This is a genomic window from Dermacoccus sp. PAMC28757 (genome assembly GCF_014302635.1).
Classification (GTDB): Bacteria; Actinomycetota; Actinomycetes; order Actinomycetales; family Dermatophilaceae; genus Dermacoccus; species Dermacoccus abyssi.
Genome location: NZ_CP060292.1, coordinates 701943 through 714864, shown reverse-complemented (window position 1 = coordinate 714864; position 12922 = coordinate 701943). Strand labels below are relative to the sequence as shown.

At 63.1% G+C, this 12922-nt stretch carries 8 protein-coding genes and 1 pseudogene; 2 read left to right on the top strand and 7 right to left on the bottom strand.

Annotated elements, in window-relative coordinates; translation table 11 throughout:
- Nucleotides 1-157: 157 nt before the first annotated feature.
- The 4 genes from H7F30_RS03425 to H7F30_RS03410 are packed head-to-tail and all read right to left on the bottom strand — an operon-like array spanning nt 158 to nt 7329.
- Nucleotides 158-667, bottom strand: coding sequence for an endo-1,4-beta-xylanase (locus H7F30_RS03425; RefSeq protein ID WP_187036721.1), 510 nt, complete (start codon nt 665-667; stop codon nt 158-160).
- On the bottom strand, nt 660-4163 hold the full coding sequence (locus H7F30_RS03420; RefSeq protein WP_187036719.1) for a type I restriction endonuclease subunit R: 3504 nt from the start codon (nt 4161-4163) through the stop codon (nt 660-662). Before H7F30_RS03420 ends, H7F30_RS03425 begins: the two co-directional genes overlap by 8 nt.
- Nucleotides 4160-5386 (bottom strand): hypothetical protein, encoded by a 1227-nt coding sequence (locus H7F30_RS14765; RefSeq protein ID WP_222617841.1) that lies wholly within the window; start codon nt 5384-5386, stop codon nt 4160-4162. Before H7F30_RS14765 ends, H7F30_RS03420 begins: the two co-directional genes overlap by 4 nt.
- On the bottom strand, nt 5383-7329 hold the full coding sequence (locus H7F30_RS03410) for a class I SAM-dependent DNA methyltransferase (protein WP_187036717.1): 1947 nt from the start codon (nt 7327-7329) through the stop codon (nt 5383-5385). Before H7F30_RS03410 ends, H7F30_RS14765 begins: the two co-directional genes overlap by 4 nt.
- A gap of 1252 nt (nt 7330-8581) precedes the next feature.
- Here H7F30_RS03410 and H7F30_RS15075 point away from each other — a divergent pair.
- Both H7F30_RS15075 and H7F30_RS14855 read left to right on the top strand, forming a co-directional pair.
- On the top strand, nt 8582-8848 hold the full coding sequence (locus H7F30_RS15075) for a helix-turn-helix domain-containing protein (RefSeq protein ID WP_370562914.1): 267 nt from the start codon (nt 8582-8584) through the stop codon (nt 8846-8848).
- A gap of 686 nt (nt 8849-9534) precedes the next feature.
- Nucleotides 9535-9696: a hypothetical protein gene (locus H7F30_RS14855; protein WP_255464939.1), complete on the top strand. Its 162-nt coding sequence runs from the start codon at nt 9535-9537 to the stop codon at nt 9694-9696.
- Between the two features lie 369 nt (nt 9697-10065).
- On the opposite strand, the pseudogene H7F30_RS15070 reads toward H7F30_RS14855, so the two are convergent.
- The 3 genes and pseudogenes from H7F30_RS15070 to H7F30_RS03390 form a co-directional block, all read right to left on the bottom strand.
- A pseudogene (locus tag H7F30_RS15070) lies at nt 10066-10485 on the bottom strand (TniQ family protein); the annotation flags it as partial.
- The gene (locus H7F30_RS03395) at nt 10482-11945 is read right to left on the bottom strand and encodes a hypothetical protein (RefSeq protein ID WP_187036711.1); all 1464 of its coding nucleotides are present in this window, start codon (nt 11943-11945) and stop codon (nt 10482-10484) included. The gene H7F30_RS03395 and the pseudogene H7F30_RS15070, both read right to left, overlap by 4 nt.
- Nucleotides 11942-12865, bottom strand: a complete 924-nt coding sequence (locus H7F30_RS03390) for a TniB family NTP-binding protein (protein WP_187036710.1) — start codon at nt 12863-12865, stop codon at nt 11942-11944. Before H7F30_RS03390 ends, H7F30_RS03395 begins: the two co-directional genes overlap by 4 nt.
- Nucleotides 12866-12922 lie beyond the last annotated feature (57 nt).

The following is a 12922-nucleotide window of genomic DNA, read 5'->3' as shown; positions in this document are numbered from 1 at the left end:
CGCCCGTTCCCGCGAAGAACCCTTCCACCGCAGTTCCGCATACTCATCATTAGGCGCAGCTCAAGCGTGTCGTCCACACAGGTCGGCCACTTCCCAGGCCGCGTTAGGGCCGCAGGCCTCGGCAGAACGAGGAACGCATTACATCAATCGACCACGTCTATTCCGCACCCTGCGCAGGGAGGAACTTCCAGCCTCGGACCTTTGCTGCACTCAGCAGCGCCTTCGCGGCGAACAGGCAGAGGCCTCTGTCGTCCGCGGGCACCTCGTTGAAGTCGATGTGCCCATGATATCTGGAGCGATTACTGTTCATTGAGTCATCCCAGGCGGTAAGAGGGGTTCTACAACTTTGAGCAGTATCGATTTGTGCGGACTCAACATCCCCCACCGTTACGACCATAACGCCAGCTGGCGGAGTGAATTTCTTTCCATTGGCTTTACACCGAGCTTCTATTTGTGCGGCGCGATCTGCGTACACCTGCTCTGGCGTCACCGCAACCTCACGCGCAATGGACAGGCGATTGAGGTCGTTACGATCGGCCGCACTGAGATTAAACGCGGCCGGACTCACTACACCGTGCACATCGACCCAGCCATTGCTAATAACGCGCAAGAGCTCGATATGACCCTCCGCCAGCCGCTCGCGCCTCGATCCACTCGCTTCACTCATGGTGGGCCCCCTCTTCAACTAGCCAGGCCGCAAGTCGTTTCTTTAGATGAGCACCCTCGGGCACGGTTTCATCTTTGAACGTACCCCCCTGTACATCAGCGGAATGAATGTAGAGCGACCCTGAAGGATCAACTTCAATTGTCAACTGGTTCACGGCTTCGGGCCAATAGAAACACACGCCCCCTTGCTCCGTTGCAAAAACGGCTGTCGCCATGCTTTCGAAGTGTTCCATCACATCAATAACTTCAACAGCGCGAAGGAGTGCCGTTGTGGCAACCGGCTCTCCCGTGTCACCATCGACCCACCCCTCGGTGAGGTCGGCCAACGCTCCGAGAGCCATGCATGCCGCCTGACTTTCCGCAGATTTCACATTATTAGCCACGGCACTAATAGGCCTGCGATACTCTGCGTGGATTGCGTCAGCCGCGATTTCGGTGATGGTGTGAATAAATGTGGGGTCGGACACATACGTCTGGATCTCCCTGGATTCGTTCACCGTCCTCAGCACCGCTAGGCCCACAGCATCGCTGAAGCCCTGAGAAGCTCTAAGCTGGGCGACCGAATTGTTTTTCGCCATCGCGACAGCCTCTTCGTCAGCACCGAGAAAGCCCCACAACGTAGTAATAAAACCGGAAACGCCCTCAGGGCTAACGTCAGCTTTTCTCGCCATAAAGATCTCGTTGACCTTCGCGATGACCTCGTCGAGGGAGCTTACTTGAACCGTGTCCTTGCCACCGCGTTTCAACCAGGCGATGGTCTCTCGCCGACCGCCGAGGCTGGGGATCTCGATCTTCTCGTCGTCGCCAGGACTGAGCGAATGGTTCTCCTCGATCGCAGACGGGACGAGTTTCACACCCGAAAGCTGTACGCCTTCGAGAAGGCTGTCGTCACGGTCGCCGCCGTCGATGTGGAGGTTGCGACCGAGCAGCGTCGCTAGGATAGCTCGACGGTGGATTTCTGGGTCGTGGTAGTCGACGATTTGGCTGAGAAACTGCCAAGCTCTGCGGTACTTCAGCACATCGGCGCGGAATAACTCAAGTTCTTCCTTCGCCTTTTTGTCCTTCGACAGCACGGCCTCACGCAACTGCCTGCTCCAGCGGTTCTTAATGGGCGACAGCGCCTTGGCGATCGCCTCGCCCCCCGCGTTCTGAAGGAAGGCGTCTGCGACGGCGTCCATCTCCTCGCTGGTGTAGAGCCCAGCGGTATCAAGCCGCTCCCCCACCGTGATCAGGGCGTTGGGGTCGACGTCCCCTTCAACGTATGCGTCGGAGTAGTAGAGTCCGAAGTCTTTCTGGACGCTCGCGGGAGTGTTACGGAAGTCAACGACCATCGGAGCGGTCTTACCCGGGTAGATCCGATTCAGCCGGGATAGTGTCTGGACGGTGGCAACCCCTGAGAGCTTCTTGTCGACGTACATCGCCATCAGACGCGGCTCGTCGAAGCCGGTCTGGAACTTGTTCGCGACGATGAGGACACGGTAGACGCCCTCCCCGCGGAAAGCCGTGCCGACATCGGTCACACCGTTCACTGACACCTCGGTGACGCTCTCCCCGTCCTCCCCCGTAAGCGAGCCCGAGAACGCCGCGAGCGTATGGAGGTCGTAGCCCTTCTCTGCGATGTAGGCGTCCATCTTGCGCGACCAGTCGTAAGCCTCACTGCGCGAGCTTGTAACCACCATGGCGCGTGCTTGGCCGTCGAGGAGCGGCTGCACGTTCCGTCTGAAGTGCTCGACGACGACCCGGACCTTCTGCGCGATTGCGGTGGGGTGGAGGCGGGCGTAGCGGACGATGCTTGAGACGGCTTCAGCCGTGTTGACGTGGATCTCGCGTTCGGACTCCTCCCTCTCGAGCGTGCTCTTGACGCGGAGAAACATGTCGTACGTCGAGTAGTTGGTGAGGACGTCGAGGATGAAGCCTTCCTCGATCGCCTGCGCCATCGTGTACGTATCGAACGCCTCCCACCGGTCCCCGACCTGCGTGCCGAATAGGCGCAGGGTCTTCGCTTTCGGCGTAGCGGTGAGGGCGACGAAGGTGATGTTGGCCGACGCTGCGATGGCCGAGTCTTTGGCGACTAGAAGGTCATCGGCGCTGATCTCCTCGCCGGGGTCGACATCGACATCGACGAGCAGTTCCTTGAGCTGCTTGGCCGCGGATCCAGACTGCGACGAATGGGCCTCGTCAGCGACCACGGCCCAACGCCGGCCCCGCAGCTCCTCGGTGTCCTCGATGAGTTTCATGACCTCGGGGAAGGTCTGCAAGGTGCAGGTGATGATGTGGTCGCCTTCGACGAGCGCCTTCATCAGCTGCGGCGACTTCGCGCCCGACTTCTCGCCCACGGCCACAACGAGGCCCCTGCTCGACTGCACCAGGTTCATATCGTCGCGAATGTTCTCGTCCAGGACCGTGCGGTCGGTAACGACGATGACTGAGTCGAACGTCGACTTCGAGTCGGCGCTCATGTGCCGGATCAAGCGATGGCTGAGCCAGGCGATCGTCTTCGTCTTGCCGGAGCCAGCGGAGTGCCAGACCAGGTACCGCTTGCCGGGCCCGTTCGCCTCGATGTCGGCGATCACGCGCTCGACGGCCCGCAGCTGATGGAAGCGCGGGAAGACCAGTCGGCCGTCGCCCAGCTTCCCGGACTTGTCCGGCTCGAAGAGCGCGAAGTCCTTGAGAATGCGCATAAAGCTTGGGCGAGCCAGGATCTCGCGCCACAAGTAGTTCGTCGACGAGCCAGTCTTCGACGGCGGATTCCCCTCGTGTCCATCGTCGCCCTGGTTGAACGGCAGGAAGACCGTGTCCCCGCCCTGGAGCTTGGTCGTCATGTAGACGAGATCGTTAGACACCGCGAAATGAACCAACGCCCGACCCGGAGCAAGAAGAGGCCGGCTCCTGCGCGGCTTGCGGTCCTCCTTGTACTGACGGATCGCGTGGTTCACGGTCTGCGTGTTGTCTGTCTTGAGCTCCATCGTCACCACCGGCAACCCGTTGGCCAGGAGCACAACATCGATGCTCTCGTTCGTCTTCGTGTCGAAGCGCACCTGACGCAGAACCCTGAGCCGCGCCGACGCAGCCGCCTCGACGACCTCGGTCAGGTTCGGGTTTGCCGGCGGGAAGGCCATCATCGGACCGAACCTTGCGGCCGGACGGCCAATCTGCGCGTATGAGAAGCCCCTGCGCAGCACACCGAGCAAGCCGCCAACGGGGTGACCGGTAGTCGGGTCCATCCGCGTCGCCTTGGCGAGCTCCTCAGTGATGTGCTCGAGGAGTTTTCGCTCGGCGTCTGCCTTCTGCTCGCCGACTAGGTCCTCGGGGACGGCCTTTTCGTATTCGTCCGGGTACTGCGTGGCCAGCCAGTGCAGCACGTCGGCAGGCATCATCGCCAGGCCGACGTCCCAGCCGGTCGGCTTTCCGTCGCCCTCGTACAGCCAGCCGCGCTCGGCCAGCTCGGAGCAGAGGTTCTCCTCGAACTCTCGTTCCATCAGCTGCGCGTGGCTCATGCGACTTCCTTCTTGCCGGTGACGACGTCTGTGATGAGCGCCGCACGGCGCTCGAGGAGCAGGGACTTGAGGTCGGCGACCTTCGCTAGCATGGCGTTGACGCGCGCGGTCGCCTCGTCGAGCTCGTCGGCGATCCTTATCTGCTCGTCAAGGGGCGGCAGTGGCACCGGGGTCGCGTCCAGCACCGTCTTGGTCACGCGCTGGGCATTCGGGCGTACGCCGGTGGCGATCGCAGCGAAGTAGTCAATGTACCGAGAACTCCGGAAAAGGTGGTGGACGTAGCGGGGCTCGAATTGGTCCGAGATCCAGAACGCCTTGTAGTCCGGGCTGATGTACCCGGTGAGGGACGAGACACCGAGCCCGCCGTGGTTGAGCCACATCATGTTGGCCGCGAGCTGGCCGGGCCGCACCACCCGGTACTTCGAGACGTCAAGGGATGCCTGCTGCCCATCTGTGCGGGTGTTCAGCTCTACACCCCGATACTCGGAGATAGAGAGCAGCGGCCCCGGCGGGTCGTCTCCGTTTCGCTCTGTGCTCTCGGTGAAGTCGTAGCCGAACTTCGTGCGATCCCAATGCTCGGGGATGCCGGACAGTGGCGAGTGGGCGTCGGCAGCGCTGTGGCGCTGTCCTGCTGCGAGGCCGAAGACGACGCTCGTTTGGACGCTGCGGGCGCGCTCGCGCAGCGCCTCGCCCAGAAGATCCATCTTCGCCAGTACCGAATCCATCTCAGCGGTCTCGCGCTCGAGGTAGCTAACGATGGCCGCCTGCTTCTCTCGTGAGCAATACGGCACCCGCATGCGATGAAGGGCGCTGCCTTGGATCGCCGGATAGCTGACACCGACGGACGTCGCGATGATCTCATCCATGACGTGGCGCGATGAGAGGACAAACGAGATGTAGCGGGGATCCACCAGTTCTCGATCGGGCCTGAGCACAGCAAATCCCGTCGAGTAAACGGTGGGTCCGTTGGTCTCACCGACGCGCGCGATCGCCCTGAGATACGTCCGCACGGTCGAGATGATCACGTCGTCCGGGCGCGCGACCCTCCGTGCTCTGGACGGGGCGTCGCGGAAGGCATAGGCCTCCAATTCGTCAGAGATGTGGCCCTCTGTCACGTTCGAGATGTCGACGTAGTCGAACGTGTACCCGCCGGGTGTGGTGTCCGGCAACGACTCGTCGTTCAGCGATGTGAGGGTCCAGAGCGGCCGGGTCTCAACGATCATTCCTCGCTCACCGCCGTGAACGCCGTAGCCAGCTCACTCATCAGCTTCTTGACATCCGCGTCGATCTCGACGAGATTTCGGGGCTCTTCCGGCACATAGAAGATCCGTGTGAACGGGATATCGGTGCCGTACTTGGCCTTGCTCTCGTCCCATTGAGCTCCGGGCGCGTATGGCAGCACCTCGCGCTCCATGTGTTCGGTCAGGTCCTCGCTCAGTGGAACTCGCTCCGTGAGCTTCCAGCCCGGGACGATCACGGGCTTGCCCTTCCGGTCCACGGCCAGAGGCGCTGAGTCGTCCGGCGTTGCCATCGCCTTCATGACCGCGTCGGTCATCCCCAACGGGGCCTTCAGCCCAGCGGCCTTCGCGGCCAGATGGAACGCTTTCGGGAGGTCGTTCCACACGGCGCCGTCCAGAGAGCGCATGACCGCTTCGTGCTCTTCGGTGAAGTCACGTCGGCCGCGGACGGCCTCGGCCGCCTCTTCGCTAAAGCGCGTCGCGAACCGCGCCTGCTTGTACACGGGCACGTCGCGGAACATGAAGTCCTCCGGCGTCATTACCCGCGAGATCGTCGGATCCGCGTGCTCGAACGCCTTGTAGGCCTCCAGCAGGTTGGCTCGGTGATCCTTTCCGACCTTGCGGCGCTTCTCGCCCATCGGCTTCCGTAGCGACTCCCACTGCCCTGTGCCGTCGATGAGCTGGATCTTACCCTTGCGCTCAGCGTCCTTGCTCGCGTCTATGATCCAGACGTAGGTCGCAATGCCGGTGCCGTAGAACATACTCGTGGGCAGCGCGATGATGGCGTCGATGAGGTCCTCCTCGAGGAGCCACTTGCGGATCGAGTTCGGTCCGTTGTCGCTGTTGAACAGCGGCGACTGGTTCGATACGACCGCTGCACGGCCACCTTGGCCGTCCTTACCCGCTGGGCTGAGCTTCGACGCGCAGTGCGCGAGGAAGAGCATCTGACCGTCTGAGGTGCTGGGGAGGCCATGGCTGAAGCGCGAGCCCGGGATCTTCGCCTGCTCGCGCACCGACTTCTCCTCGACCTCCCAGTCGACCCCGAACGGAGGGTTCGAGAGCACGTAGTCGAAGGTCTGCCCCTCGTAGAGGTCCTCGTCGAGGGTGTTGCCCTTCTTGATCGCGTCGGGGCGGCCTCCCTGGATCAGTAGGTCAGCCTTGCCGAGCGCGAAGGCTGACGGCATCAACTCCTGACCGTAAAGAGTGACATCGACCTTCTCATTTGTCCGCTTCAGCGCCTCCTGGGCGATGAGAAGCATGCCGCCGGAACCAGCCGTCGGGTCGTAGACCGAGCGCGCGGCGTGGTCGGAGGCGATGGTGTCGTCGTCGTTGCTGATGAGCACGTCGACCATTAGCCGGATAGCATCGCGCGGGGTGTAGAAGTTGCCCGCCGCCTTGCCCTTCTTGTTAAAGGCCCGGTACATGACGTCTTCGAAGACGTCACCCATGCTCGTGTCGGTGAGGCTGGCCGGGCTGAGGTCGAACGTGGAGAAGTGTTTGACGACGGCGTGCAAGCGGTTGGCGTCGGCGAGAACCCTCGCGCGTCGGTTGAAGTCGAACGAGACCCAAATGTCGGCGATGTTGTTCGAGAATCCGTCGATGTAGCTCTTGAGCGACTTGTCCACGTTGTCGTCGACCGACGCGATCGTCGCGAGGTCGAGCGGCGAGACGTTGTAGAAGCCCAGGCCGAACCGTTCCTTGACGGCGATGTCGATGAGGTGCTGCGGCATGTCAGCGAAGGCGTCGACGTACTTGATGACGTCGTCCTTGCTGTCGGCGAGCATGCACTCCAGCCGGCGGAGCACGGTGAACGGCAGGATGTAGTCGCCGTAGTCCTCCTCGTCAACGATGTTGCGCAGGTACTTGTCCGCCGTGTCCCAGACGATCCTCGCTGTGGTCGTCCTGGATGCCTCTGCCGACTCGGCCATACGTGCTCGTTCCTCACTCGACTTTGTTGTTCTGGCAGGAACGTTACCGCGCATCGCATCGATGCTCGCCTTGCCTCGCCGCGGTCTAACTCGAGCTCAAGCCATCTACGCTCCCCGCTCGGCGGCGTCCGGCGCGCGGTTGCTGCACCGTCCGTCCATTGCATGGAGCACACCCGTACGCGACGGTCGGCAGTCATATACCGTCAGGGTTGAAGCTGGGCCACGGGGCGATCTCTAATGTGGGAGCTCGGCACCCAGCCACACCGCACTCTGGTGCTAGAGGCGCCTGTAGCTCCTCGGCTTCGATGCGTCCCTCCACAGTAAGTTCTGCGCGAGCTACAACCGGGCCACCCGATGCTCGAACCGCAGTGCCTATGTCATGGCCCGCGATCAAGCACCGGCCGCGCAACCGGGGGCGAGATAAGCCGAGGTCGTCAGCCTCGGCGGGGTCACCAACCGATGCTAAGTTCTTCGCCCAATCTGCAGACTTCACCCACGCATCCGCATGCTTCATCGGTGCACGAAGGCCGAGAATGGAACGACCCCAGGGTGATTCCAACGAAGTCGCTCCTGGGGGACAGCGGCCACAGCCAGCGTTACTCGCTTAAACGCAGGCGGTGTGGGGTCGTTCCCTGACAGCCCCCAGTCAAGGCGGACACGGTGCCAGCGCCTTCTCCCCGGGCATAGCAGGTCAGGTGTCGGCAGACTTGACGGTGAGACCGCGGTCGCCGTACTGCCCCGTTCATGGTTCAACGATTGCCTAATTTTCAGCTATCGCCTGGGCGCTCGTTAGCTCCTGAAGGATCGAAGCCACACGGGCACGCCCTAGGGTCGGGGCCCGACGTTCACGCAACGCTGATTGCAGCTGTTCGACCAGCGTCGCTGTTTCGTTAGTCGGCGGGCGCGTTTCCAACATCGCCACCAGGACGGTCACTTCTTCGAGCGTCGGCGTGTAACGCTTCCCGATCGCCAGCCGATGAGAGGCCTTTCGCAGGACAAACTCTTGTGTGATGGTGCGCTCTGGGCTGGGGTATCGGCATTGCACACACACCCACCCACCCTGGCTACCGGTGCGCTTCTCAGGCAGCCGATAAATCCGCCTCCCTGCAGGGAAACGCTCGCCGCACAGGTCGCACACGCCCGGAAAACGCGCCTCAATACCCCGATGAACTACACCACGCGATGTCACACTCCCAGCGTATGCCCAATTAGTGGGGCAGACATAGAGGCCTTACTAACATGACATCTAGGGGTGCCCGCCCGACGTGACCTCGCAGATGAAGCTCGCCAGCTCCGTTGGCAGCACACTCGCCTCGTGGTCGGGTCAAACATTCGCCGACTACGCCTGTCCCGTGGCTTGACTCAGGAGGCCCTGGCCCTGGAAAGCGGACTCAGCCGCAACCAACTAATCGAGGTAGAGCACGGACGTCGCGGGCTGATGTTCGAGCGGCTCGTTGACCTCGCTGATGTCCTTGAGGCCGGGGTCGATGAGTTCTTCCGGCCGACCAGTGGCGAGTGAGACGAGTGGAGTCAGAACAGGACGTGTTGACTCGCGCGCCGCGCCAGCACTCGTTTCTCGAATCTGCGGTAGTGATCTCTGGTGGCTGCTGACGGCGGATGCGCCCACGCGGGTGAGGTAGCCATGATTCCGCCGGCCTCGTGGATCCACCGGTAGGTGACTGCGTACGGGAAGCTGCTCTCGCGGGCTCCGGGAACGTTGTGACGGAGCCACTCCCCTAGCCAGGGTTTGGGGTCCTCATGTAGTTCGCGTACAGCGGCTTCACGTGCTCGCCAGTCGACGGTGGCATCGAGGGCATCACTGATCTCGTGTGTCACGCGCTGCAGTCGCCAGGACGTTGTGGGCAAGCGTTGGTGCACGGTTCGTGCTGTCCGTGGGCCATGCTCTGGTGGGAGGTTCAACCCGCGGGCTGCCTGGCTCCAAGAGTTCACGTGCGGGTGAGCGCGGGCCACCATGAGCGCCCCGAAGACGCGTCCCACTGGTGGGGTGACGGCCAGCAACGGTTCAAGGGTGCGCCGGTAGAGGTCCATGGGCAACTGCTGAGGAATGCTGTGCAGCGGTAAGTACTCGCCTACCCGTTCGGCGTCGAGTTGGTGCGACAGCCGCCCACGTAGGGCTCGTACGCTGATGGCCTCAACGAGGGGCGTGAGGCGAGAGTGTTCGCGGACCCAACGGAGACGTCCTTCGTGAACGTCCCGCACCACCTCGAGCCGAACCGCAAGCAGACGGGCAGCGTCATCGAGCGTGTCTTGGGTGAGGATCGCCTCCGCCGCGCTGACGGCCTCGGCGCGGGCAGCGGGGTCCGTGGGCGGCTTGAGATACCACCGTCCACCGTCGACGATCTCTGACTCTTCGTGGCCCCGGACCTCAGTGACCGGTTCACGCTGCGGGCTTCGTCCTTCCCGCGCCAGGTAGAGCATGAGAACACCGAGCGAGTGCAGGCTAGAGAGGTACTCCTCAGCCGTGAAGAGTTGACCGACCACGGGGGGTGCCGCACCTGCTAGGGCTGCCTCGAGACGTCTCTGCACGCTGGAGTGATCCGCAGGCGCAGGCGGGCTGTGTGGCGCGCGAAGGTCACCCGGGCAGGGCTGTAGCGTTCCCGTCGGGTTGCCGCACAGGTAGGGGCGGTCCGGGAACCCTTTGAACGGGCTGGAGCGCACCAGGCGCGGCGGGCGGCGACACCGGGGGCATGCTTGCGTCAGGTAGGACTCGTGGTCCAAACAGACAGTGGCGTACGGCAATCGCCAGATCAGTTGCCACCCGCGGCCCGCGCCGAGGCAGTGAGGGCAGTACTGGCTTCCCTTAGCGGGGAACCATCCCTGTGATGACAGTGCCCGTAGCGAGGTCGCCGCGCGTATGGGGTCGAAGCCCGCCCAGGTGTAGGGCCTGCCCTCGCCGAGGCCGGCCAGCGTCATGCGGTGTATCTCGACCGTAGGCAGTCCTGTCAGCGCACCGAGATGTCCTGCGGTGGTCTCGTTCACCATGAACGGCAGGCACGCTCCCGTGCCTCCCGAAAGGGTGATCAAGCGATCAAACGCCGCGCGCGAGTGACCATTGAGACTGAGAGCTCGCTCGAGGTAGGAGTCCAGCGCTTCTCCCTTGCGAGGCTGTGGGGAGACGGGTAAGGCGATGCTCATGGGGCGTCACATTGATCGCTGGTTGCTGCCCGCCTCGACGTGGCAGATCCGACGCGGGGATCATCGATCCAGGCATGGTCGATGAGGGTTTCAGCCCATTCTCTGAAGTCCATGGCAGCCTCGGGGAGCGTGTGACGTGCTGCTTTGGCCAGAGCCTCAGTGAGGGGAGGGCTCGGCAGCGTTCCGGCGAGGTCAACCCAGATGAGTTCGCGAGTCAAGGCCGAAGAGGCGGCCGTGGAGGGGGCGATCGACTGGGTCGCACACCGCGGGGCGGCGCGCATCTCGGCCCACCATGGCTGTAGGTCCTCGACTCGTAATGGTGGCTCGTCCGCTGCCTCGGTGAGAGCCTCGAGCACGGCTAGTCCGGCGGGTATGGCGAGGAGTCTGGCGGCTTCGGTGACATGCGGGGGCGGCTCAGGGGGTTCGAAAGGGCGTGGTTCCCACGGTGCCTTGAGCGGGTGCGGTCCGAGTTCACTGAGGGCGTTCATGAGCGCTGGGCGTGTCATCGATGCAGTCAGGTGCCCCGCGGATGTTCGCAGAGATCGCGTCGCAATACTCGCAGCGCTGGCGAGTTCAACGACTTGCGGGCTGTGGGTGCGTAGCACGTGTAGGGACAGGAGTCCTTCTTCCTCGATCTGGCGTGCAATGGGTTCCTCGATAGGGGGCGGATGGTGGTCGAGGCAGGCCAAGCCAGCTTGCTCGAGGCTCGTGGAGAGCGCCGGGTTGATTTCGCGCAGGTCGCTCGCCGCTGTGAGCCACCGCGCGGCCGTTCGCAGGTCTCGCGCGATACGCGGGAAGTAACGGAGGTAGCCAATCTTGCGGCGATTACGGCTCACTGGGATGACACGGGTGACCTCTTCCATGTGCGTGTGCTCCCACAGTGCTGCCAGGGCGTACGCGCGCACGGTGGGAGTCCAGGACTGCATGGGCCGCATCCGTGAAGGATCATCGAGGGCGCGTGACTGTAACGGATGTTTGAAGCTGGCCAGGGGCGGCCAGTCGAGGGTGGCGCGCGGAATGAACGCCGCGGCGACTTCTTCAATCAAAGCCATGCGCGGGCCGACCCGCTGGGCTCGTATGAGGGAGTCGATGAGGAGGTGTTGCTCGTCATGGGGACGGAGCAGATCGATCACCATGGCGTGACCGACCTGTCTGGGGTCGATGAAACCTGACAGCCACGCTTTCTGGATCCCTCTAGGGAACCGATACGGCATTGTTGTACCGGCCGAGACGGGGTCGAGGAGGCCGTGGCGTCCCAACCCTCGGAGGATCGGTGGGTGCCCGATTCGCCACTGGTGTGGTGTGTATGTTGCTCCGACCAATTGCGCGATCGTGAGGTCGTTCGACGCGGCGACACGCGAGGCGAAGGCCCGTAGCGGTTCCTCGCCGTCCCACTGTTCCCAGACCGCCAGGTGAGGGGGTCCCTCGGCAGCGGTGGTCACGCGGGTCTTGCGCGTCATGTCGTCGCCCGTTCAGCGCGGTAGGAGACGGGTAGCTGACGGAGGAGGTCGAGATCGATCAGGCCTGTCCGGCTGAGGAGTGCCGCCACTGTGGCCTGTTTGAGCATGGTCGCCAGTTCTCCCACGTAGCCGCCAGTGAGATCGTGCAGCGCGCCCGCATTCTGTGTCAGTTGGCCTGCTTTCGCGTGAGGTAGGAGCGGGAGCAGGTCCGCTTCCATGTCGGCAACTGTGTCCTTCCACCGAGAACGCCCTTGAGCAGTGGTTGCACCGAGCGGCTGTAGGTTGTGGAGTTGGAGACGTGCTGTGATCTGCGGGTCGTAGACCAAGTCCGTGCTTTCGAGATTGGCGCCGATCAGAACCATCGATCCTCCGACCTCACCGAGCTCGGTGTTGAGGTGCTTGAGATGGTCGAGCACGTCTCGTCCCGATGACTTGGACAGCTTCAGCAGGTGCACGTCGTCGATCACGAGCACGCTGACGCGGTGATCCTCGAGGGCACGCACCGCGCGTAGCGTCATGTCGCGAATCGTGCCCGACAGTCCGCGTCCTAGGTAGTTGAGGATCTGCACATCGAGTTCGGCGATCTTGGCTTGTGCCTGCAGGTTGAGCCAGACGACAGGCACCGCGTCCGCCATGCCACCGCGCACGTCCAGCTGCGGAAAACCGTTTCGCAGTTTGAGCCCAGCAACTTTCCGGCGGTGGTACGCGTGGGCCCACGAGTGGGCAAACGTTGATTTGCCGACGCCGTTGGCGCCGCTGATCGCCGTGATCGTTTTCGCGCCCGGCAGGGACGTCTCGTTGAACGCGATGGTCATGTCGAGCCGTGGGCTCAGAGCACGGGCTGAGGGAGTCACGAAGTAGTGCGTACCGAGCCACTGACTCACCTTGTGGATGTGCTCTCTCAGTTCTGTATCGCTCATGCTGGTCAACGCTCCAGCGGCGAGGCGTGGCGGGCTCTGCGCTGTCGCCAGGGCCTG